We start from the raw sequence: 22,288 nt of genomic DNA on the forward strand, positions 1-22,288 counted from the left end.
TCGCCCCACCCGGGGCGGGCGGCACCCGTGCGTCAGGAGCCGGACGTCGTCGGGGCCTCGAGCAGGACGAACTCGCTGTCCTTGGCCGCGACCCGCCAGCCGGTCTGCTTCTGCAGCGCCTCGGAGGCCGACGACGACGTCGACACCAGGGCCCACCGGCAGCCGGTGTGCGTCAGGTAGGCGGTCCAGCCCGGGCTCGCGGCCGAGAACGCGACGTACTCGCGCACGTGGTCGAGGCTGTACACCTCGACGCGCCCGTCGATCGCCGGCCGCACGTTCGGGTGGCGCCAGATGAGCCAGCCGCCGATGCCGTAGTCGTTGCACACGACGGTGCCGGCCGGCAGCTTGTCGAGGGCCGGGTCGAGACCGGTGGCGCCCCAGCCCGGCACGACCGCCCGCGCCGCGACGACGACCGCCGCCACGGCGAGCCCGAGCGCGGTCAGCCCGAGCGTGAACCCGACCTCGCGCCGCTCGAGCGGCTCGGGCCGCGTGGGCAGCAGGCCCTGGAGCGTCACGGCCGCGACCGGGGCGACGACGGCGGCCCCGACGGCGACGGTGCGCGCGTAGAGCAGTGCGAGCCCGGTGCCGACGACGAGGAGGAGGACGTCGGTCCAGGACACCTTGGTGCGCGAGCGCGACCACACGAGCACGACGACGGCGACCATCCCGACGAAGAACGCGAAGCCGGGCTGCTTGATCGAGGGGGCCATCCACTCCTGGATGTACTGCGTCGTCTCGTTGACGGCGAACGGCGACAGGAGCAGCTCGGGCCCGGTGGGCGTCAGGGCAGCGACGGCGAGCGAGGCGAGCGGCACGAGGGCCAGGCGTCCCCACTGGCGGCGGGTGACGCGTCGGTCGAGGGCGAGGCCGAGCAGCGCGACGACCCCGACGAGCACCCCCATGAACCACATGCCGTGCGAGCAGGCCCACACCCACGTCAGCGGCACGAGCCACCAGCGGGCTCGGCGGTCCTCCCACGTGCGCAGCCACGCTCCCGTGGTGACGACGGTGAGCGCGAAGGTGACCAGGTGCGGGCGCAGCGACAGGCTCTGGCTCATCGCGGCCAGCGACACCGCGGTGACCGCGGCCGACACGAGCAGCGAGCCGCGCCTCCGGGTGACGCGCCACAGCGCGAGCCCGATGCCGGCCACGCCGAGCGGCAGCAGCCAGGCGACCCCGGGCAGCCCGAACAGCTGCTGCAGCCCGCTCATGAGCAGCTCGGGGAGCCACTCGTGCAGGCGCCACGGCTGCGTCGACATGGTGCTCCACGGGTCGGGCCCGTTGAAGACCCACGTCTGCCGGAGCCGGTCGCCGGCGGCGAGGTGCCAGAACGTGTCGGGGTCCGACACCGGCCGGGCGACCTGGACGACGGCGGCGAGCACGACGAGACCGGGCAGCAGCTGGCGCACGCGGTAGGGCAGCGGCGGCCGTCGCGTTGCTGCGTCTCCCGACGCCCGGTCATCGCCCGACGCGTCGGACGCGGCAGTGTCCTCCGGGGCGGTGGCGCGGGTCGTGTCGCTCGTCACGGCCCCGATCATCCCCGCTCGACGCGTCCGGCAGGGTCGTTTTGGCCCGATCGGTTCCCGGCACGGCGGCCTCGGCCCGGCACCCACGTGCGAGGATCTGAGGGCAACTCACTCCGTCTGCCAGCAGGGACCCTCCATGAAGAAGCTCACGACACTCGCGCTCGCCCTCGCCCTCTCCGTGTCGCTCGCGGCCTGCAACAAGTCCACCGGCACCACGGCGACCTCCTCGAGCACCGCGCCCACCGCGTCGACGTCGTCCTCGACGCCGTCGGACACGACCTCGGGCAGCGCCACGGGCGACTCGACCACCGCGGCGACGCCGGTCGCGGTCGACCAGTCGACGCCGGAGGCCGCGATGACCTCCTGGCTCGGCTCCATGGTCGCCGGCGACGGCAAGACCGTCTGCGAGCTCATGGCCACCGGCGGCAAGACGATCTCGAGCATCCCGGGCGCGGCCGCCGCGTGCGGCAAGACGATCACCCCGATGCTCGACCAGCTCAAGGAGCTCGCCGGCGCCTTCCAGGGCCTGAAGATCACCGGCGCCACCGTCAACGGCAACAAGGCCACCTTCGAGAGCGTCACGACCGAGCCGGCGCTCGCCGCCGACGTCGTCTCCAACTTCAAGGCCGTCCGCATCGGCGGGAAGTGGTACGTCACCCAGGGCTGACGCCGGCGGTGCCCACGGCACCGACGCCACCAGGACGGCCGGTCCCCGCGCGGTACCGGCCGTTCTGCCTGCCTGTGTGATGATGTGCCAAGGACTACGGGACGCCGGACACCGCCGTCCCGGGAATGGAGTGTGTCGTGAAGGGTCGGGTACTGGTCGTCGACGACGACCTCGCACTCGCCGAGATGCTCGGGATCGTGCTGCGCAACGAAGGGCTCGAGGTCTCGCACGTGGCCGACGGCGCCGAGGCGGTCGCGGCCTTCCGTGAGTCGCGTCCCGACCTCGTCCTGCTCGACGTCATGCTGCCCGGGCTCGACGGCATGGAGGTGTGCCGGCGGATCCGCTCCGAGAGCGGCGTGCCGATCGTCATGCTGACGGCCCGCACCGACACCGTCGACGTCGTCGTGGGCCTCGAGTCCGGCGCCGACGACTACGTCGTCAAGCCGTTCAAGCCCCAGGAGCTCATCGCCCGGGTCCGCGCCCGGCTGCGTCGCGGCGACGAGCCGGCACCGGAGAAGCTCGCCATCGGCGACCTCGAGATCGACGTCGCCGGCCACTCGGTCAAGCGCGACGGCCGGCCGCTGTCGCTGACGCCGCTCGAGTTCGACCTGCTCGTCGCCCTCGCCCGCAAGCCGTGGCAGGTCTTCACCCGCGAGGTCCTCCTCGAGCAGGTGTGGGGCTACCGCCACGCCGGCGACACGCGCCTCGTCAACGTCCACGTGCAGCGGCTGCGCTCGAAGATCGAGCACGACCCCGAGCGCCCCGAGATCGTCGTCACGGTCCGCGGCGTCGGGTACAAGGCGGGTCCGGCATAGCCATGCCCACGGGGTCGGGCCGCACGTCGCGCGCCACTGGCGTCGCCGGTCTCGCCGGTCTCGGTGGCCGAGCCGGCTCCGCCCTGCGCCGGGCCGGGTCTCGCCTCGTGCACCTGTGGCGGTCCTCGCTCGGGTTCCGCGTCGTCATGGTGACGATGCTGCTCGGGATCCTCGTGCTCACGGCCGTCGGCACCTACCTCTACGGCTCGATCGCCCAGGGGCTCGTCGACAGCCGGCAGCGGATCGCCGCCGACGACAGCCTGCGCGATGCCATCGACGCCCAGAAGAAGTTCGACTCGACCGACCAGAACGGCTCCGACGCCGCGCTGACCCAGTTCGCGACGACCCTCGTCAACCAGTACCGCCGCGACGCCGGCAACGAGAAGCGCTACGTCGTGCTCTCGCGCCTCGACAACACGACCGGGCGCATCGTCTTCGGTCCCGTCGAGAGCGGCGCGGTCGGGGCCCGGTTCATCCCGGAGGAGCTGCGCCACCAGGTCGCGACCCAGCCCGACCGCCAGCACCTGCAGGTCGCGACGATCGAGGAGGGCAGCGACTCGATCTCGGCGGTCATCGTCGGCCAGCGGATCGCCACCGGGGTGGCCGGCGACTACGGCCTGTACTTCATCTACCCGATGCACCGCGAGCGCGAGATCATCTCGTTCATCGGCCAGACGTTCCTCGTCGGCGGTGCCATCCTCGTGCTCCTCATCGGGGCCATCGCCTTCGTCGTCACCCGCCTCGTCGCCGACCCGGTGCGCCGGGCCGCCCTCGTGGCGGAGCGCTTCGCCGAGGGCAACCTCAACGAGCGGATGCGCTCCAAGGGCGAGGACGACCTCGCCCGCCTCGGCAACTCCTTCAACGCCATGGCGGCCTCGCTCCAGCAGCAGATCGCCCAGCTGGAGAACCTCTCCCGGGTCCAGCAGAGGTTCGTCTCCGACGTCTCGCACGAGCTGCGCACGCCGCTGACGACGATCCGCATGGCCGGCGACCTCATCCACGACTCCCGGGCCCGCTTCGACCCGACCGTCGCCCGCTCGGCCGAGCTGCTGCACAAGGAGCTCGACCGGTTCGAGTCGCTGCTGACCGACCTGCTCGAGATCTCCCGGTTCGACGCCGGGGCCGCGGTGCTCGAGGTCGAGTCCACCGACCTGCGTGCGTCGGTCGAGCGAGCCGTCGACGCCCACCGGGCGCTCGCCGCGAGCCGCGGCACCGAGCTCGTGCTGCGCATGCCGTCGCGACCGGTGCTGGCCGACATGGACTCCCGCCGCATCGAACGGATCCTGCGCAACCTCGTGTCCAACGCGGTCGAGCACGGCGAGGGCCGGCCCGTCGAGGTGACGATCGGCGAGAACGACTCGGCGGTGGCCGTCACGGTCCGCGACCACGGCGTCGGCCTGCGTCCCGGTGAGGCGGCGCTCGTCTTCACGCGGTTCTGGCGGGCCGACCCGGCCCGCGCCCGCACCACGGGCGGCACCGGCCTGGGCCTGGCCATCGCCCTCGAGGACGCCCGCCTGCACGCCGGTCGCCTCGAGGCGTGGGGCGCGCTGGGGGAGGGGTCCTGCTTCCGGCTCACCCTGCCGCGCATGGCCGACGCGACGATCACGAGCTCGCCGCTGCCGCTGAGCCCGCTCGCGGCCGAGGCGGCCCGCGCGCGCCGCCAGGGTGCGGCCCTCGGCGAGGCCACCCGCAGCGACGGCACCGGCGGGAGCGACGAGGACACCCTGCGCCTGCGGCGCATCGCCGTGGAGCGTTCCCCGTGACCGAGGCCCGACGCCGCGGCCCGCACCGCCGGGTGCCCCGCGCGGTGCTCGCCGTCGTCGCGGTGGCGGCCTCGCTCGTGCTCACGGCCTGCGGCGGGCTGCCCGGTACCGGTCCGGTCGTCGAGGGCCGCGCGCTCGGCGACAGCGCCGTGGAGCCCGTCCGCGTCGCGGCCGTCGGACCCGCCGACGGCGCGAGCCCGCAGGCCGTCATCAGCGGCTTCCTGCGCGCCGGCGAGGACAGCGACGAGACCCACCAGACCGGCAAGCTCTACCTCGCGCCGCAGTCGGTCGACCTCTGGCACCCGGGGACCGGGGACGTCGTCGTCTACGACGGCGACCTGTCCTTCCGCCGCATCGACGAGGACACCCTCGAGGTGTCGACCGACGAGGTCGCCCGGCTCTCGCCCGACGGGCGCTACGAGGAGCAGGAGCAGGGCACCCGCGCCAAGATGGTCCTCGGCCTGACGAAGGTCGGCGGGGAGTGGCGCATCGAGCTGCCCTCCCGCGGCTTCGGCCTCTGGCTCGACACCGACCAGTTCGAGCGCACGTACACCAACCAGCTCGTCTACTACGTGACGAAGACCGGCCGCGACCTCGTGCCCGACTCGCGGTGGTTCCCCATCGGCACCCGCCTGCCGACGACCCTGGCCCGCGCACAGCTCTCGCCGGTTCCGGCCTACCTCGCCGGCGCGGTCTTCTCGGCCGTGCCGTCCGGCACCACCCTCGGGGTGAACGCGGTGCCCGTCGAGAACGGGCAGGCGCAGGTGATCCTCAGCAACCAGGCGCTGTCCGCCGACCCCGACGGCCGCGCCGCGATGTGGGCGCAGATGACCGAGACGCTGCGCCAGGTCTCGGCCGTCTCGTCGGTGTCGCTCGCGGTGGCCGCCACGACGCTCGAGCTGCCCGGGGGGCTGACCTCCGTCGAGGCCGCCGTCGACCTCGGCTTCGACACCGTCAACCGGCCCCCGCAGGACACCGCGCTGCTGCGCTCCGGCGACGCGATCTACCGGATCGACCCCACGTACGTGCCCGACACGAGCAACGGCGGCCGCCGACCCGACCTCAAGCCGCGCGACGGCGACGTCGCCCGGGTGCCCGACACGTGGACCGGTCTGGCCCTCTCGGTCGACGGCAAGCAGGTGGCCGCGGTGTCCACCGGCCGGGCCGAGCTGTCGATCTGGAGCGCCACGGCCGAGACCCGCTTCTTCGCCCCCTTCGCGACGTCGCTGACCCGGCCGAGCTACGACGCCGGCGGCTACCTGTGGCTCGGGGGGCAGGACCGCGACGGCGCGTCCCACGTCTACGTCCTCGACTCCGTGTCGAAGGACCCTGCGGCCAAGCCCCGCGCCGTCAGCGCACCGTGGCTGGCCGGCCGCCGGGTCGTCGCCGTCAGCGTGTCGGCCGACGCGGCCCGGGCCCTCGTCATCAGCACCGACCGGTTCGGTCGCGACCAGCAGCTCGGGCTGACCGGCATCGTCCGGTCGAGCAACGGCGAGCCGCTCTCCCTGACCCGGCCCGAGCGCGAGGCCCAGTCGCTGACCCAGCTGCAGGACGTCACGTGGCTCGGCCCGGCGTCCTACGCGGTGCTCGGCGCCGAGGGGGTCAAGGGCCGGATCCGCCCGTGGACCGGAACGCTCGGGGCCGGGATCGACGGCCGCCGCCACTCCGCCGCCGCCCTCGGTGAGGTGGCCGGTGCCGTGCGGATCACGACGGTCGGGGGGCCCCGCGGGCTCGTCATCGTCACCTCCGACGACCGCGTGTGGGTCCGCGCCGGGTCCACGTGGCGGCGGATCGAGAACGGCAGCGACGTCCTCGTCCCCGGCGGCTGACCTGCGGCTGATCCCCGACTGACCTGCGACTGGCCTCCGGGTGCGGGCGGGGGCGCCTGCCGTGGCGGCGGTCGGCCCGACGTGGCCCGTCCACACCTCCCGCGCGGCCGGGTCTCCCGTCCACAGCCGGCCCGGGGCGCGGCGCGCCCGACGCGGGCGGCGCGGTGTCATGGGGCGGTGCCCGTCCCGTCCGAGGTGGCCGGACGCGTCCGGGCGCTCGCGGCCGGGCTGCTCCTGCCGCTCGCCGACCTCGTCCTGCCCGTCGAGTGCGCCGGGTGCGGCCGCCCGGGACGCCCCTGGTGCCGACGCTGCGCCGGGGCGCTGACGGGCCTGGCCTTCGGGAGCGCGCCCGGGCGTGACGTGGTCGACCGCACGTGGCCGGGAGCCCGGGTCGTGCCGCCGCGTGCACCTGCCTCGCTGCCGCCGGTGTGGGCGTGGGGGCCCTACGAGGGGCCCCTGCGTCGGGCCGTGCCGGGATGGAAGGACCACGGGCGCCGCGACGTCGAGGCGGTCCTCGCGCCACTGCTGACGGCCGCGCTGGGAGCGGCGGTGCGGGGGTCCGGGTGGCCCGCCGGACCGGTGCTCGTCGTGCCGGTGCCGTCCTCGCGACGCGCCGAGCGACGCCGCGGCGACACGCCGCTCGTCGGGCTCACGACCCGCGCGCTCGGCGTGTCGCCGCCCATCTCGGCCGACGGCGCCCTCATCGCCACGCGGCTGGCGACGGCCCTCGCCCCGGCCCGTCGCACCAAGGACCAGGCCGGCCTCGACCGCACGGAGAGGCGCCGCAACCTCGAGGGTTCCATGATGGTGAATCCTTTGTGGCACAGGGTGGTCCGTGGTCGGCGGTGCATCGTCGTCGACGACGTCCTGACCACCGGAGCCACCCTGGCCGAGGCCGCCCGAGCCCTGCGAGAGGCCGGCGCGGCGGACGTCGTGGGCGCCACCGTTGCCGCCACCCCGGCACCGGCGACACGCGCGGAACGAGGCCCACGGGGCCCGCGACTGTGATGTTCGACCAGACACCGGGGTCTGCTTCCACCCGCGTCGCAGCCGAAGTAGGGTCGGTTCATGGAACCCCGTCCTCCGGGGTGCGGCATCCGGGTATGACCAGTGGGTCAGTGCTCCGGCGCCGGACCGGAGGCGTGATCGAGCGGAAGGGGTGGTGCCGACCCGACAGTGGGCCGGCCCCCGCGTGGCCCGGCCCGTACCGCATGTCTGCGCCGCACGAAGAAGCCGTGCGCGATCAAGGAGGAACCGTGGAGATCGTCGTCACTGGGCGTCACGTCCAGATCCCCGACCGATTCCGTCAGCAGCTGGACGAGCGACTGGCCAAGGTGCCCGCGCTCGCCCCGAAGGTGCACCGCATCGATGTCGTCGTCACCCACGAGCGGGTCGCCCGAGGGTCCGAGAAGGTCGAGATCACGTGCCGGGCCAAGGGCCCCGTCATCCGTGCCGAGGCCTGTCTCGACGACAAGTACGCCGCGCTCGACGCGGCCGTCGACAAGCTCATGGATCGGTTGCGGCGCCTGCACGACAAGCGGAAGGTGAGCCGGGGACGCCGGGTCCCCGAGTCGGTGGCACAGGCGACGGCACGCATCGACGCCGCGGGCGAGCCCGCCGCGCTCGACACGGCCCCCGACGACGGACGCATCGACGACCTCGACCGGTTCGGCGCGCTCGGCAACAGCCCGATCGAGGTGCGCGAGAAGGTCCACACCGCCGCGCCGATGTCCCTCGAGGACGCCGTCAACCAGATGGAGCTCGTCGGCCACGACTTCTTCCTCTTCCACGACGCCGACACCGACCGCCCGAGCGTCGTCTACCGGCGCCGCGGCTGGAGCTACGGCGTCCTGCACCTGGAGACCGACCAGGAGGTCGCGGCGGCCGGCTGAGGCCCGACTGCACCCGTGGCACCGGGGCGCCGTCCGCACGAGCGGGCGGCGCCCCGTCGCGTGTCCGGCGCGGGTCCGGCACCAGTCCGTCGCGGGTCCGGTCCGCCCGGCCACGCGACTCGTGCGCGCGGCGTCGTGCGTTGTCGCCGTGCTTTGACAGGATGGGCAGGTGAACCCGCCGCCGGACGTGATCCGTGTCCTCATCGTCGACGACCACGCGCTCTACCGCCGCGGGCTGCAGACCGTCCTGGAGACCGAGGACGGCATCCAGGTCGTCGGGGAGGCCGCCGACGGCGTCGAGGCCGTCAGCGTCGCCGAGGAGAAGGCGCCCGACGTCATCGTCATGGACGTCAGCATGCCCAAGCGCGGCGGCATCGAGGCCTGCCGTGCGATCAAGGCACGGATGCCCTCGGCGCGCATCCTCATGCTGACGAGCTCGGACGAGGAGGCCAACCTCTTCGAGGCGGTCCGGGCCGGCGCCAACGGCTACCTGCTCAAGGACGTGCCGCCCGAGGAGGTGGCCGACGGCATCCGCCGGCTGCACGACGGGCAGTCGCTCGTCTCGCCGATGATGGCCGCCAAGCTGCTCAGCGAGTTCAAGCAGATCAGCGAGCGCGACGTCCCCGCCGCCCCGACACCCGGTCTCGAGCTGCCCCGCCTCACCGACCGCGAGCTGCAGATCCTCACCCGGGTGGCCAAGGGCAAGCTCAACCGCGAGATCGCCAGCGACCTGTTCATCTCGGAGAACACGGTGCGCAACCACATCCGCAACATCCTCGACAAGCTGCAGATGCACTCGCGGATGGAGGCGGCGATGTACGCCGTGCGCCAGCGGCTCATCGACCCCGACTGACGACCCGACCCCGACTGATCTCGATCCCGACGAGGACCTTCCGTGACCGCTGCCCCGCGCCGGCTGACGCGCGCCCAGGCCCGACGCGTCGCCATCGCCGCGCAGGGCTTCCTCGACCCGCGCCCCGAGCCGTTCGCCGCGACGATGCGCCACGTCCAGCGCGTCATCGACCGCGTCGGCGTCATCCAGATCGACAGCGTCAACGTGCTCGCGCGCAGCCAGTACCTCCCGCTCTTCTCCCGCCTCGGCCCCTACGACACGGCGCTGCTCGACCGCGCCCGCGACCGCGCGCCCCGGCGCCTCGTCGAGTACTGGGCCCACGAGGCCAGCCTCATCCCGCCGTCCACGTGGCCCTTGCTCGACCCGCGCATGCGCGCCGCCGCCGAGAAGGCCTGGGGCGGCATGCGGCGCATCCTCGCCGAACGCCCGGACTTCGTCGACGTCGTCGAGGCCGAGGTCGTGGCCCGCGGGCCCATGACGGCGCGCGAGGTCGAGGCCGCCCTCGAGCACGACCAGCCCCGCCGGAAGGACCACTGGGGCTGGAACTGGTCGGAGGTCAAGCAGGCCCTCGAGTACCTCTTCTGGGCCGGGCGCATCAGCTCGGCCGGGCGCACGACGCAGTTCGAGCGCCGGTACGCCTCGCTGGCCGCCACGGCCCCGCCGCCCGAGCGTCCCGCGTGGACGCAGCGGCCCGGCCCCGACGCCGACCCCGACCGGTACCTCGAGCTCGTCCGCATCGCGGCCCGCGCCCACGGCGTCGGCACCGAGCTGTGCCTGGCCGACTACTTCCGGATCAAGCGCGAGGACGCCCGTCCCGCCATCGCGCGCCTCGTCGCCGACGGCGAGCTCGTCCCGGTCGAGGTGCCCGGCTGGCGTCCGGCGTGGCTGCACGCCGAGGCCCGCCTGCCCCGACGCGTCCACGCCGAGGCGCTCGTCAGCCCCTTCGACTCGCTGGTGTGGCAGCGCGAGCGGATCCACGACCTCTGGGACTTCCACTACCGCATCGAGATCTACACCCCGGCCCACCAGCGGGTGCACGGCTACTACGTCCTGCCCTTCCTGCACGGCGAGGCCCTCGTCGCGCGGTGCGACCTCAAGGCCGACCGGGCCGGCGGCGTCCTGCGCTGCCCACGCGTCACCTGGGAGCCCGGGGCACCGGCCGAGGCGAGGCCCGCGCTGGTGCGCAACCTCGAGTCGATGGCGCAGTGGCTGGGGCTCGGGCGGGTCGACCTGCCGAGCGGCTGGGCCGACGCTCCGTGAGGCGACCGTGACCGGTTCGGAACCGAGCCGGTCCGGTGTGCGTTGGTCGGAGAGTCGGAAGGGCGGCTAGCCTAGGCGGGTCCCGTGACGTACCACGGGCGATGGAGCCCGCCCACCGGGCGAGCCCACACGTTCAGTCGGGAGTGAGATCACCAGATGGCCGTCATCGAGAAGCTGCTTCGCGCCGGCGAGGGCCGGACCCTGAAGAAGCTCCAGGGCATCGCCAAGCAGGTCAACGCCCTCGAGGCGGACTTCGAGAAGCTCACCGACGAGGAGCTGCGCGACGAGACCAAGGGCTTCCGTGAGCGGCTCGAGAACGGCGAGACCCTCGACCAGCTGCTCCCCGAGGCCTTCGCCGCCGTCCGCGAGGCGAGCAAGCGCACCCTCGGCAAGCGCCACTTCGACGTCCAGCTCATGGGCGGCGCTGCGCTGCACATGGGCAACGTCGCCGAGATGAAGACCGGTGAGGGCAAGACGCTCGTCGCGACCCTCCCGAGCTACCTCAACGCCCTGACGGGCAAGGGCGTGCACGTCATCACCGTCAACGACTTCCTCGCCGAGTACCAGTCCGAGCTCATGGGCCGCGTGCACCGCGCCCTCGGCATGGAGACCGGCTGCATCCTCGCCTCGATGACGCCCGAGCAGCGTCGGGCCGAGTACGCCAAGGACATCACGTACGGCACGAACAACGAGTTCGGCTTCGACTACCTGCGCGACAACATGGCCTGGGAGCCCGCCGAGCTCGTCCAGCGTGGCCACAACTTCTGCATCGTCGACGAGGTCGACTCCATCCTCATCGACGAGGCCCGCACGCCGCTCATCATCAGCGGCCCCGCCGACCTCGCCACGAAGTGGTACGTCGAGTTCGCGCGCATCTCCCAGCGGCTGCACCGCGGCGAGGACGGGCGCGGCGACTACGAGGTCGACGAGAAGAAGCGCACCGTCGGCGTCCTCGAGTCGGGCATCGCCAAGGTCGAGGACGTCCTCGGCATCGACAACCTCTACGACACCGTCAACACGCCCCTCATCGGCTACCTCAACAACTCCATCAAGGCCAAGGAGCTGTTCAAGAAGGACAAGGACTACGTCGTCATGAACGGCGAGATCCTCATCGTCGACGAGCACACGGGCCGCATGCTGCCGGGCCGGCGCTACAACGAGGGCATGCACCAGGCGATCGAGGCGAAGGAGGGCGTCGAGATCAAGAACGAGAACCAGACGCTCGCCACGATCACCCTGCAGAACTACTTCCGCATGTACGACAAGCTCTCGGGCATGACCGGTACCGCCCAGACCGAGGCGGCCGAGCTCAACTCGATCTACAAGCTCGGCGTCATCCCGATCCCGACCAACCGCCCGATGATCCGCAAGGACCAGGCCGACCTCGTCTACCGCACGGAGGTCGCCAAGTTCGACGCCGTCGTCGACGACATCGTCGACCGCCACGGCGAGGGGCAGCCGGTCCTCGTCGGCACGACGTCGGTCGAGAAGAGCGAGTACCTCTCGCAGCAGCTGAAGAAGAAGGGCATCAAGCACGAGGTCCTCAACGCCAAGCAGCACGAGCGCGAGGCCGCGATCGTCGCCGACGCGGGGCGCAAGGGCGCCGTCACCGTCGCGACCAACATGGCCGGTCGAGGCACCGACATCATGCTCGGTGGCAACTCGGAGTTCCGCGCCGTCGCCGAGCTCAAGCGTCGGGGCCTGGACCCCGAGGAGACCCCGGAGGAGTACGAGGCAGCCTGGGACGAGGCGCTCGCCTCGGCCGAGGAGGCCGTCGCCGCCGAGCACGCGGAGGTCACCGAGCTCGGTGGTCTCTACGTCCTGGGCACCGAGCGCCACGAGTCGCGACGCATCGACAACCAGCTCCGCGGCCGTTCCGGCCGTCAGGGCGACCCGGGCGAGTCCCGCTTCTACCTCTCGCTGCACGACGACCTCATGCGCCTGTTCAACGCGGGCATCGTCGACCGCTTCATGCAGACGGCCGGCATGGAGGACGACGTGCCGATCGAGAGCAAGATGGTCTCGAACTCGATCCAGAAGGCCCAGGGAGCGGTCGAGGCGCAGAACTACGAGATCCGCAAGAACGTCCTCAAGTACGACGACGTCATGAACCGCCAGCGCCAGGTCATCTACGAGGAGCGGCGTGCCGTCCTCGAGGGTGAGGACCTGCACGAGCAGCTGCGCCTGTTCGTCAACGACGTCGTCGGCGGGTACGTCGACGCCGCGACCGCCGAGGGCTTCGCGGCCGACTGGGACCTCGAGCAGCTGTGGGACGCGCTGCGCCAGGTGTACCCGGTGTCGCTGTCGATCGAGGAGATCGAGGACGTCGCCGGCGGCCGCCAGTCGATCTCGGCCGGCCTGCTGCGCGAGCAGCTGCTCTCGGACGCCCACCGCGCCTACGACCAGCGCGAGGAGTCGCTCGGCTCCGACACGATGCGCGAGGTCGAGCGGCGCGTCGTCCTGTCGGTCCTGGACCGCAAGTGGCGTGAGCACCTCTACGAGATGGACTACCTCCAGGAGGGCATCGGCCTGCGCGCCATGGCCCAGCGCGACCCGCTCATCGAGTACCAGCGCGAGGGCTTCCAGCTCTTCGAGGCGATGATGGAGGCTATCAAGGAGGAGTCGGTCAGCCACCTCTTCTCCGTCGAGGTCCAGGTGGCGCCGCAGCCGGCGTCCGTCGGTGCGGCCCCGATGGCGGTCTCCGACCTCGTGGGCGGGGTCGCCGCGGCGACCGCGGACCGCACGGGTGCGGCTGCGGAGGGTGCCGATGACGCTGCCGACGGCGAGGGCTCGCGGGCCTTCGGCTCGGGCGTGCGCGTCTCGGGCGTCGACCACTCCGACGGCCAGCGTGCGGGCGCGCTCAGCTACTCGGCCCCGGGCGAGGACGGCCGTGCCGTCGTCACCGACGACCAGCAGCCGGTCGAGCGGCGCGCCGACCGACGCGGCAAGAAGGTCAAGCGCAAGCGCCGCTGACACGCGGCGAACCACACGCGACGAACACCACGCGGGCCCCGACCACTTCGGTCGGGGCCCGCGGCGTGTTCGTGGTGCTGCTCGTCGTGCGGGTCAGTTCGTGGCGCCTTTGCCGGCGTCCGCGCCGCCTCAGCCGATCGTGAGGGCGGTGACGACCCAGCGGCCGTCGAGGCCCTCGAGGCGGAGCGCCAGCGCGCGCACCCGGCCGTGCGAGAGCACGACGGCGCAGGCCTCGACGACCCCGTCGCGCGGCTCGCAGACCCGGACGCGGCGCACGATCGCCGGGCGTCTGGGACCGGGCGTGCGACGGCGGCCCGCGACCATGCCCTGGCGGGCGAGCACCGAGTAGGTCGCGGGGCTCGTGTGCCGGATCAGCTGCGGGGCCGGGCGCTGTCCGGAGACGACCTCGACGACGGCCTGGGACAGCTTGGCCACGAACGCCGTGGCGTCGGGCAGCTGGCTCGTGCGCGTGGGGCGGCGGCCGAAGTCGTCGTCCTCGCGGGCTCCGAAGAAGTCGAGCGCGAGCGCGTCCTGGGCGTAGGGCTGCTCGCCCTGCCAGGCCTCGTCGGCGGAGATGACGGCCGGTGCCGTCTGGGGCAGGGCCCGCACGGTGAAGCCGTCGGGGAGGGTGGCTCTGGGGGTCGACACGGTGATCACTCCTTCGGGACCAGGTGCTGGGTCGAGGTGCCGGCGGCCGGGGCGTCGGGGGCCGGCGGGACGAGCTGCTGTCCGGGGACGAGGAGGTCGGGGTCGCCGCCGATGACCTCGCGGTTGGCGGAGTACCAGCGGGGCCAGGCCCGGGCGACGTCGGCGTCCGACGCGCCCGGCCCCAGGTGGGCGCGCGCGATGCTCCAGAGCGAGTCGCCGCGGCGCACCGTGACGAGGCCGTGCGACACCGACGACGGGCGCGGGCTCGGGGCCAGCAGCCGGCCCTGCTCACCGTCGGCGACGCGTACGGGCGCGGTGGGGCGGAAGCCGGGGGACAGGTTCGGGGACGGTTCGGCCGGGCGGGTGTGCGCACCCGACGCGGTCATCGCGGTGGCGGCCGGGGCAGCGGGGTCGGCGCTCGGCCGGAACCCCGGGCCCAGGGGTGCCGCGACGGCGACCCGGTCGACGGTGGCGCTCGGACCCGACGGGCGGAACCCGGGGCTCATCACGGCCGACACCACGGCATCGGGGGCGTCGGGGGCAGCCAGGGCGCCCGGGCCGCCGGCGTGACCTCGCGCCGCCACGGGGGACCCACCGGCCGAGGAGACCGGGGCCGGCGGCAGCGCCAGCGACCCGACGGACGCCCCGAGCAGGAGGGTCAGCGCCTTGCGGACCGCGAGCGGCGTGACGCGGTCGGCCACGGTGGCCGCCAGCCGCCCGACGGCGCCCGGCACGAGGGCGATCAGGGCCAGCGCGGAGCCGACGGCGAGCCAGAGGGCGAGGGCGACCCCCAGCCAGGCGAGGCCGACGAGGACGAGGTCGTCCGGCCGCGCGGCGCCCGGTGCGCGGACGCCCTCGGTGGCCACCTCCACGAGCAGCCGGGCGGTGCCGGCGCTGACGAGGACCCCGGTCGCCGCCCACCCGGCCGCCAGGAGCCGTCTTCGGGCGGACGTCGTCGAGTGGTGCGTTCCCCTGTTCATGGACTCATTCAATGCAGTTTGCCTTCGTTTGGCAACATTTGGAGTTCAGAACCTGTGGAAGGAGCGACTGGCGCGTGGGCCCAAGACGCGCCAGAGTGACCCCATGCGATGGGACCGGCTCTTCGACGACCTCGAGGCACAGGCCGAGGCCGACGAGGCGCGCGCCCGTGTGGCAGAGGTCGCCGACCGCGTCCGCCGCGAGCGGGCCCAGCTCGACCTGCACACGCGCCTGCTCGCGCAGGTCGGTGGGGGAGCGCTGACCCTCCGACTGCCCGGCCGCGCTCTCACCGGCGCCCTGGCCGACGTCGGGCCGGACTGGCTGCTGGTCGAGCCGGCGGCCGACCGGCAGGTGCTCGTCGCCCTCGCCGCCGTCCGTTCGGTCACGGGGCTGGGGCGGGGCGCGCTCACGCCCTCGGTCGTCGCCAAGCGCTTCGGCCTCGGTGCCGCGCTGCGGGCCGTGAGCCGCGACCGCGTGCCGGTCGAGCTCGCCGACGTCGACGGGCGTCAGGCCACCGGCACCATCGACGTCGTCGGTGCCGACCACCTCGAGCTGGCCGAGCACGCCGCCGACGAGCCGCGGCGCCGGGACAACGTCACCGGCTCGGTCGTCGTGCCGTTCGCGGCGCTGGGCACGGTGCGGCGACTCGCCTGAGCGGGTCGCCGGCGGTCAGTCCTCCTCGCCGGCCCCGCCGAACGGGTGGGACTTCACAAAGGTGCGCGTCTCGGCGTACATCCGCTGGATGTAGCCCTCGAGCTCGGTCGCCTCGACGCGCCACTGGCCGCGACCGCCGATCTTGATGGCCGGAAGCTCGCCGGAGCGCACGAGCGCGTAGGCCTGGGCAGAGGAGATGTTGAGGATCTCGGAGACCTCGGCGAGCTGCAGGAACCGCTGGGCCACGTCCGCTCCTAGTCGTGTCGGCGGTCGGGAGAACCGCCTGGCTGTCGTGGGCGTCGGGTCGCGCCGACGGCGGGCCCGTCGACGGACGTCGTGGGCGCGCCGGGCGCCCGAGGTGCCCGTACCCGTCCCCGGCGGCTCGTACCCCGTACGCCCGGCATCCCCTGCAGCGACCGGGCGTCGGGTGCGGCTGCGTCCGACTGCCTCATGGTAGGTCCCGGTGCACCGCGTCGCTTGCGTTCGTCCACAGGTGTCGGTGCCGGCGCGCGGTCGGCGTCCGGGCTGGTGCAAGATGGTGCGCTGTGCCGGGTGTGTCCCGGATCGTCCACCGCACGCGACCACAGGGGGTCCCATGTCCGAGCTGGCGCGTCCCGCCGCCAAACGACTCGAGCGACCGGGCTGGCGCGACAGCCGCCTCGTCATCGGCATCCTGCTCGTCGTCGTCGCGGCGACGCTCGGGGCCAAGGCCGTCGCGAGCGCCGACGACCGGGTGCCCGTCTGGGTGGCCGGGTCGGACCTCGTCGCGGGCGACCGCGTCGAGGCATCCTCGTTCGTGCGCGCCGACGTCCAGCTGGGCGACGGCACCTCGCCCTACCTCGGGGCCGACGCTCCCGCACCTGTCGGGTCCTACCTGCTGCGCGACGTGCGCGCGGGCGAGCTCGTGCCCTCCTCGGCCGTCGGCAGCGGCGACCAGGTCGACGTCCAGCGCGTCACCGTCCGTGCCGACTCCGCCTCGGCTCAGGGCCTGGCGCGCGGCTCCCGCGTCGACGTCTTCGTCACGCCGCGCACGACCACCGCCTCCGACGCCGCCGACGCGCGCACCACGCGCCTCATCGAGGGTGCCGCGGTGTCGGCGGTGCTGACGAGCCAGAGCGGCTTCGGCTCCGACGCCACGACCTCGGTCCAGCTGCTCGTGCCGAGCGGCAAGGTGCAGTCCCTCGTGGAGGCGGTCGACGCCGACGCCCACCTCACGCTCGTACCGGTCGCCGGCGCGGTCTCGGGTCCCGGCGCATGACCGAGGTCCTGACCGGCCTCAGCCCGCGGTGGGAGTCGCCGGTCGCCGAGGCCCTGGAGGCGCTGCCCGGGGTCAGCATCGCGCGGCGCTGCGCCGACGTCGCCGAGCTGCTGTCGGTCGCCGAGGCCGGCCTCGGGTCGGTGGCCGTCGTGTCGTGGGACCTGCGCGGTCTCGACCTCGATGTCGTCAGCCGACTGCGCCGCGGCGGCTTCGTCGTCGTCGGCCTCGTCCCGGCCGGCGATGAGGACGCCGAGCGTCGCCTGCGCCAGCTGTCGGTGCAGCGCGTCGTGCCCGTCGACGCCGAGCCCGAGCGCCTCGCGGACGCGCTGGCCGACCGCGACACCGGCTCCGCCGACGCCCTGGAGGCGGCCTTCGGGCCCCTCGGAGCGGCCGGGGCAGAGGGGTGGCCCGGCCGTCCCGGCGACGACCTCGACGCGCCGGGCGGCACGTCCACCGCCCCGACCGACCACACCGGTGACGCCGGCGGCGCCGACGACGCAGGGGCCGCCGCGTCCGGCTCCGGGTCGTCCGGCTGGACGCCGCAGGGCGCCGACGCGTCCCCCTCCTCCCACGGGTCCGACGCCGGAGGCCCGGCGTCGCCGGACGCCCGGGCGTCGGCGACCACGGCCGAGGCGACGCGCCCCACCCGTGCTCCGATCATCGCCGTCTGGGGCCCGAACGGTGCCCCGGGCCGCACCACCCTCGCGACGACGCTGGCGGCCGAGCTCGCGGCGCGGGAGGCCTCGGTGCTGCTCGTCGACGCCGACACCTACGGCGGCTGCGTCGCGCAGGCGCTCGGCCTGCTCGACGAGGCCCCCGGCGTCGCGGCCGCGTGCCGGGCCGCCGACCAGGGCCTGCTCGACCTGCCGATGCTCGCCCGCACCGCGCCCGAGGTCGTCCCCGGGCTGCGGGTGCTCACCGGTCTGCCCAAGGCCGAGCGGTGGCCCGAGGTGCGGGCGGGCGCACTGGAACGGGTCCTCGACCTCGCCCGCTCGCTCGTCGAGGTGGTCGTCGTCGACTGCGGCTTCTGCCTCGAGGACGACGAGGAGCTGAGCTACGACACCTCGGCCCCGCGTCGCAACGAGGCGACGCTGACGACCCTCGCCGTGTCCGACCTCGTCGTCGCCGTCGGTGGCGCCGACCCGGTGGGGCTGCAACGCTTCGTGCGCGGTCTGCAGGAGCTCGGGACCGTCCCGTCGGGCGAGCCGGTCGCGGTCGTCAACCGGGTGCGCGCGTCCGCGGTCGGCAACCGGCCGCAGGCCCGCATCGCCGACTCCCTCGCGCGGTTCGCCGGGCTGGCCGCGGTCCGCTTCGTGCCCGATGACCCCGAGACCGCCGACGGCGCGATGCTCGCGGGGCGGTCCGTCGTCGAGCACGCCCCCGACTCGTCGCTGCGCCTCGCCGTGGCCGACCTCGCCTCGCACCTGGCGCCGTGGACCGCCCTGCGGCAGCGGGCGGGCGGGCGCCGGCGTCGGGCCGGACGGGGCCGCCGCGTGGCCGTCAGGGCGTGAAGAGGATCGTCAGCCCGCCGAGGGTGTAGAGGATCATCACGACCATGAGCGGCACCTGCCCGATGACGGCGGCGCGCCGCGGGAGCACGGTGATGGCCCGCTCGTGCGCCGCGAGGACTCCGAGCAGGTGCCCGACGACGATGCTGAGGGCCTGGACCGTGGCCACGAGCGTCGGCCGGATCAGGGCGTCGTTCGGCACGAGGTGGGCGGTGCCGAGCAGGTCGGCGCCGGTGCCGAGCGGGTCGGTGAGCAGCACCCACGCGTACTGCCCCTGGTAGACGAGCAGCGACCAGTAGTGCGCGACGACGTACCCGCCGGCGATGGGCACGAGCGAGGGTGCGATGTCGCTGACGAACGTGAACGAGCGGGCGCACGGCTCGCCGGCCAGGCGCACCGAGACGACCGACGCGAGCCAGATCGTGCCGGCGACGAGGTGGAAGAAGGCGACGAGGGTGGCCGTCTTGAGCAGGGCCGAGGGCAGCGGCGAGCTCTGGATGAACGTCGACCACGACAGGTTGGCCGAGAAGCCGTCGTAGGCCGTGCTGCCGAGCATGACCGAGACCGTCGCGACGAGCCCCCGGCAGCCACGCAGCGTGTTGACGCCGTGCAGCGGCGTGCGCAGCACCCACCGGCGGTCGGGGCGGCGTCCGAGCGGGGAGAGCAGGCCGAGCAGGCGCGACCACGCCTCGAAGGGGTCGGCCTCGTCGAACCACGCGCGCCCGAACACGGCCGAGCCGAGGAGCGTCACCGCGACGTAGGCCCCGATGGCGAGGCGGAGGAAGGACAGCTCGGTGTTGTCGGCGGCGACGAGCTCGACCCACGTGAACGCCCCGAGGCCGAACGCCGCCGGCCACAGCCCGGCCCGGTAGGTGGCCACCGAGGTGTCGGGGGAGACCCGCGCGAGCGCGAGCAGCCCGCGGTGCAGCAGGCGCAGCGGGTTGACGACGCGCCACACCGGTCCGAGGAGCATCGAGGTGAAGGCGAGCCCGACCCAGAACCACACGTAGACGACGTGCGGCACCGGGTTGCGGGCCGAGTCGGGTCCGGCGACGAGGGCGAGCAGCGTCCACAGTGTGGCCGCGCCGACGGCGACCCGGGCCACGACGCGCAGCCAGCGGGAGTCGAGGAACCGGCACAGCGCGAGCGGCAGCGGCACGCCCTGGTCCTCGCGGAGCCGGGGCTCGCGCCACAGGACGCCGATGGCGACGAACGAGATGAGCAGCGCCGCGACCGCCGCGACGACGAGGGCCGTGAACGGCAGGGGGAGGTCGCCTCGGCTGCCGACGCCGTGGGCGGGAGCCAGGGCGGGCACGAGCGAGGCAGCGGGGGCGGTCACGACGCGTCCGCCCGGGTCAGCGGACCGCGACGGTCAGCAGGGTGAGCGCGGGGTCGTGGGTCTCGACCTCGTAGAGCCCGGCGTCCTTGGCCGTCAGGCGCAGTGTCGTCGGCTGACCGGCCTTGAGCTGGGCCTCCTGGTCGAAGCCGTGCGCGTGCAGCTCGTCGTCGTGGTCGCTCGTGACGACGAGCTCGAGCGTCGACCCGACCGGCAGGTCGACCTGCGCGGGGGCCGGCGTCACGGTCGTGCCGGTGATCGTGACCTCGAGGCGCTTGACCGCGCCGGTGCCGCTGACGCTCGCGGCGGGCGCGCCGGTGCCGGGGTCCGAGCTGCTGCACCCGGCCGCCCCGAGGAGGGCGAGGACGCAGACGACGGGCGACAGGGCACGGATCACAGGCATGGCCACGATCCTAGATGTGGGGGTCTGGCAGAGTGTGAGCATGTCCGACCGGCTGACCTCGCTCGACGCGTCGTTCCTCTACCTCGAGGAGACGACGACCGCGATGCACGTCGGGTCGGTCATGGTCTTCGAGCCGCCGCGTGAGGGCTTCGACTACGAGCGGCTCGTCGGCATCATCGGCAGCCGCATCGGGGCGATCCCGCGCTTCCGGCAGAAGGTCCGTGACGTCCCGGGCCGGATCGCCAACCCGGTGTGGGTCGACGACGAGTCGTTCGACATGAGCTACCACGTGCGCCGCGCCGCGCTGCCCCGCCCGGGCACCGACCGCCAGCTGCAGGACTTCGTCGCGCGGGTGCAGCCCCGCCGCCTCGACCGCACGCGTCCGCTCTGGGAGGTCTACCTCGTCGAGGGCCTCTCAGGCGGTCGCTTCGCCATCGTCACGAAGACCCACCAGGCGCTCATCGACGGCGTCAACGCCCTCGACATCGCGCACGTCATCGTCGACGCCGTCAAGGGCGAGGACCTCGTGGGTGACCCCGTGCCGTGGGACCCGCACCGCTCGCCGTCGTCGGTCGAGCTCGTCACCGAGGCCGTCGTCGACGTCGTGCGCCGCCCGCGGCAGGTCGTCGACCTCGTGCGCGGCGGCGTCAACGACGCGCTCAACGTCGCGGTCCGCGCGGCAGAGTCGGCGGGGCACCTGCTCTCGACCGTGGCGCGCACGGCGGCCCGGCCGGCGCCGGACTCGCCGCTCAACGCCGAGGTCGGCTCGGCCCGTCGGTGGGTCATGATTGCCACCGACCTCGAGGACTACCGGCGGGTGCGGGCGTGCCTGGCGCGCGGGGCCTACGCCGAGGACGTCACGATCAACGACGTCGTCCTGGCGACGATCGCCGGCGGCTTCCGCACCTGGCTGCTCGGTCGCGGCGAGCCGGTGTCGGCGGCCACGAAGGTGCGCGCCATGGTGCCGGTCAGCATCTACGGCGACGACCCGGCCGGCATGTACGCCAACCAGGTCATGGCGTGCGTCGTCAACCTGCCGGTGGGTGAGCCGGGCGCCTCGATGCGGCTGCACCAGATCGCCTTCGCGATGCGCCAGCAGATGGAGGGCGGGCAGGCCGTCGGTGCCACCTCACTGGCCAACCTCGCCGGGTTCGCGCCGCCGACGCTGCACGCCCTCGGGGCCCGGGTGGGCTCGGCGATGTCGCGACGGCTCTACAACGTCATGATCACCAACGTCCCGGGGCCGCAGTCCCCGCTCTACGCGGGCGACGCGCGGATGGTGTCGACCTACCCCGTGACGCCGCTCGCCAAGGGTCAGGCCCTCTCGATCGGCATCACGTCCTACGACGGCGGGGTCTACTACGGGCTCAACGCCGACCGCGAGGCGATGCCCGACGTCGACGTGCTCGGCCAGTCGATCCTCGAGTCCCTCGAGGAGCTGCGCAGTGGGAGGGAGTCCTGATGCCGGTCGTCCGCGTCTACGTGCCGCTGGGGCGTGACGGGCTCGAGGAGCTCGCGACGTCGGGGCGGCTGAACGCCGGGCCGGGCACGCCCCGGGTCGCGTTCGCAGTGACCGGCGCCCTCGAGGCATCGGCGCCTGGCCACGACGTCGAGGACCTCGAGTACGCGGCGTTCAGCGACGCCGTCGACGCCGCGGGTGGGTTGCGCGTCGCGCGCGCCGACCGCCGGGTCGTCGCCTCGGCCGACGCCGACGCCGAGTCGGTCGTCGACCAGGTGGCGCCGCGCGAGGGTGCGCCCGTGTCGCGCGTCGTCGTCACCGCTCCGGTGCCGCTCTCGCGGGTGGCCTCGTTCCACGTCGACGACGAGGTGGCGGTCGGCCAGCCGGACGACGAGGCCGACGAGCTGCTCTGGTACGACGTCACCGAGCTCGACGACGTCCGGGCCTTCTTCGCCTGAGCCGCAAG

The 22,288-nt window shown here is 73.8% G+C and carries 20 protein-coding genes; 14 read left to right on the forward strand and 6 right to left on the reverse strand.

Translation table 11 applies throughout. From position 1 onward, the window contains the following. Nucleotides 1–32: 32 nt before the first annotated feature. The gene (locus BIV28_RS00250) at nucleotides 33–1,526 is read right to left on the reverse strand and encodes a hypothetical protein (protein WP_207555672.1); all 1,494 of its coding nucleotides are present in this window, start codon (nucleotides 1,524–1,526) and stop codon (nucleotides 33–35) included. A 136-nt stretch (nucleotides 1,527–1,662) separates the two neighbouring features. Between BIV28_RS00250 and BIV28_RS00255 the strand changes: the two genes are divergently transcribed. The 9 genes from BIV28_RS00255 (at nucleotide 1,663) to secA (ending at nucleotide 13,578) form a co-directional block, all read left to right on the forward strand. Next, nucleotides 1,663–2,193, forward strand: a complete 531-nt coding sequence (locus BIV28_RS00255; RefSeq protein ID WP_076258287.1) for a hypothetical protein — start codon at nucleotides 1,663–1,665, stop codon at nucleotides 2,191–2,193. A gap of 137 nt (nucleotides 2,194–2,330) precedes the next feature. Further along, nucleotides 2,331–3,008 (forward strand): MtrAB system response regulator MtrA, encoded by a 678-nt coding sequence (gene mtrA, locus BIV28_RS00260; protein ID WP_076258289.1) that lies wholly within the window; start codon nucleotides 2,331–2,333, stop codon nucleotides 3,006–3,008. A 2-nt stretch (nucleotides 3,009–3,010) separates the two neighbouring features. After that, on the forward strand, nucleotides 3,011–4,771 hold the full coding sequence (mtrB, locus tag BIV28_RS00265; RefSeq protein ID WP_242652700.1) for an MtrAB system histidine kinase MtrB: 1,761 nt from the start codon (nucleotides 3,011–3,013) through the stop codon (nucleotides 4,769–4,771). After that, the gene (locus tag BIV28_RS00270) at nucleotides 4,768–6,600 is read left to right on the forward strand and encodes an LpqB family beta-propeller domain-containing protein (protein ID WP_076258291.1); all 1,833 of its coding nucleotides are present in this window, start codon (nucleotides 4,768–4,770) and stop codon (nucleotides 6,598–6,600) included. Before mtrB ends, BIV28_RS00270 begins: the two co-directional genes overlap by 4 nt. Before the next feature lie 177 nt (nucleotides 6,601–6,777). Next, on the forward strand, nucleotides 6,778–7,608 hold the full coding sequence (locus tag BIV28_RS00275; protein ID WP_242652702.1) for a ComF family protein: 831 nt from the start codon (nucleotides 6,778–6,780) through the stop codon (nucleotides 7,606–7,608). Between the two features lie 248 nt (nucleotides 7,609–7,856). Further along, complete coding sequence (gene hpf, locus BIV28_RS00280) at nucleotides 7,857–8,492, forward strand: ribosome hibernation-promoting factor, HPF/YfiA family (protein WP_076258293.1); 636 nt, start codon at nucleotides 7,857–7,859, stop codon at nucleotides 8,490–8,492. A 169-nt stretch (nucleotides 8,493–8,661) separates the two neighbouring features. Then, nucleotides 8,662–9,345 (forward strand): response regulator, encoded by a 684-nt coding sequence (locus BIV28_RS00285; RefSeq protein WP_076258294.1) that lies wholly within the window; start codon nucleotides 8,662–8,664, stop codon nucleotides 9,343–9,345. A 42-nt stretch (nucleotides 9,346–9,387) separates the two neighbouring features. Beyond that, a complete protein-coding gene (locus BIV28_RS00290) occupies nucleotides 9,388–10,605 on the forward strand; it encodes a winged helix-turn-helix domain-containing protein (RefSeq protein ID WP_076258296.1) in 1,218 nt (405 codons plus the stop codon). 156 nt (nucleotides 10,606–10,761) lie between these two features. Then, nucleotides 10,762–13,578 (forward strand): preprotein translocase subunit SecA, encoded by a 2,817-nt coding sequence (gene secA, locus BIV28_RS00295; RefSeq protein ID WP_076258297.1) that lies wholly within the window; start codon nucleotides 10,762–10,764, stop codon nucleotides 13,576–13,578. Between the two features lie 129 nt (nucleotides 13,579–13,707). Here the strand turns inward: secA and BIV28_RS19650 are convergent, their stop codons facing one another. Together BIV28_RS19650 and BIV28_RS20170 are read right to left on the reverse strand one after the other, a co-directional pair. Continuing rightward, a complete protein-coding gene (locus BIV28_RS19650) occupies nucleotides 13,708–14,226 on the reverse strand; it encodes an Rv3235 family protein (RefSeq protein ID WP_207555674.1) in 519 nt (172 codons plus the stop codon). 5 nt (nucleotides 14,227–14,231) lie between these two features. Continuing rightward, nucleotides 14,232–15,206, reverse strand: coding sequence for a LysM peptidoglycan-binding domain-containing protein (locus tag BIV28_RS20170; RefSeq protein ID WP_076258299.1), 975 nt, complete (start codon nucleotides 15,204–15,206; stop codon nucleotides 14,232–14,234). Between the two features lie 103 nt (nucleotides 15,207–15,309). On the opposite strand from BIV28_RS20170, the gene BIV28_RS00310 reads away from it, so the two are divergent. Beyond that, nucleotides 15,310–15,858 (forward strand): hypothetical protein, encoded by a 549-nt coding sequence (locus BIV28_RS00310; protein WP_076258300.1) that lies wholly within the window; start codon nucleotides 15,310–15,312, stop codon nucleotides 15,856–15,858. A 15-nt stretch (nucleotides 15,859–15,873) separates the two neighbouring features. On the opposite strand, the gene BIV28_RS00315 is transcribed toward BIV28_RS00310, so the two are convergent. Next, nucleotides 15,874–16,104 carry a helix-turn-helix domain-containing protein gene (locus BIV28_RS00315; RefSeq protein WP_076258302.1) on the reverse strand — a complete coding sequence of 77 codons (231 nt, stop codon included), beginning with the start codon at nucleotides 16,102–16,104 and terminating at the stop codon, nucleotides 15,874–15,876. 349 nt (nucleotides 16,105–16,453) lie between these two features. Between BIV28_RS00315 and BIV28_RS00320 the strand changes: the two genes are divergently transcribed. Both BIV28_RS00320 and BIV28_RS00325 read left to right on the forward strand, forming a co-directional pair. Continuing rightward, complete coding sequence (locus tag BIV28_RS00320) at nucleotides 16,454–17,116, forward strand: CpaB family protein (RefSeq protein WP_076258304.1); 663 nt, start codon at nucleotides 16,454–16,456, stop codon at nucleotides 17,114–17,116. Further along, a complete protein-coding gene (locus BIV28_RS00325) occupies nucleotides 17,113–18,627 on the forward strand; it encodes a CpaE/TadZ family protein (RefSeq protein ID WP_076258305.1) in 1,515 nt (504 codons plus the stop codon). The genes BIV28_RS00320 and BIV28_RS00325 overlap by 4 nt, the downstream gene beginning before the upstream one ends. On the opposite strand, the gene BIV28_RS00330 is transcribed toward BIV28_RS00325, so the two are convergent. Both BIV28_RS00330 and BIV28_RS00335 read right to left on the reverse strand, forming a co-directional pair. Further along, nucleotides 18,617–19,963, reverse strand: a complete 1,347-nt coding sequence (locus BIV28_RS00330) for a hypothetical protein (RefSeq protein ID WP_076258307.1) — start codon at nucleotides 19,961–19,963, stop codon at nucleotides 18,617–18,619. The genes BIV28_RS00325 and BIV28_RS00330 overlap by 11 nt on opposite strands. A 16-nt stretch (nucleotides 19,964–19,979) precedes the next feature. Further along, nucleotides 19,980–20,363: a hypothetical protein gene (locus tag BIV28_RS00335; protein ID WP_076258309.1), complete on the reverse strand. Its 384-nt coding sequence runs from the start codon at nucleotides 20,361–20,363 to the stop codon at nucleotides 19,980–19,982. Nucleotides 20,364–20,403: 40 nt separating this feature from the next. Here BIV28_RS00335 and BIV28_RS00340 point away from each other — a divergent pair, with 40 nt between their 5' ends. Next, on the forward strand, nucleotides 20,404–21,825 hold the full coding sequence (locus tag BIV28_RS00340) for a WS/DGAT/MGAT family O-acyltransferase (protein WP_076258310.1): 1,422 nt from the start codon (nucleotides 20,404–20,406) through the stop codon (nucleotides 21,823–21,825). Continuing rightward, complete coding sequence (locus tag BIV28_RS00345) at nucleotides 21,825–22,280, forward strand: DUF6912 family protein (RefSeq protein ID WP_076258312.1); 456 nt, start codon at nucleotides 21,825–21,827, stop codon at nucleotides 22,278–22,280. Before BIV28_RS00340 ends, BIV28_RS00345 begins: the two co-directional genes overlap by 1 nt. Nucleotides 22,281–22,288: the final 8 nt, after the last annotated feature.

Source organism: Intrasporangium flavum (assembly GCF_001956915.1).
GTDB lineage: Bacteria > Actinomycetota > Actinomycetes > Actinomycetales > Dermatophilaceae > Monashia > Monashia flava.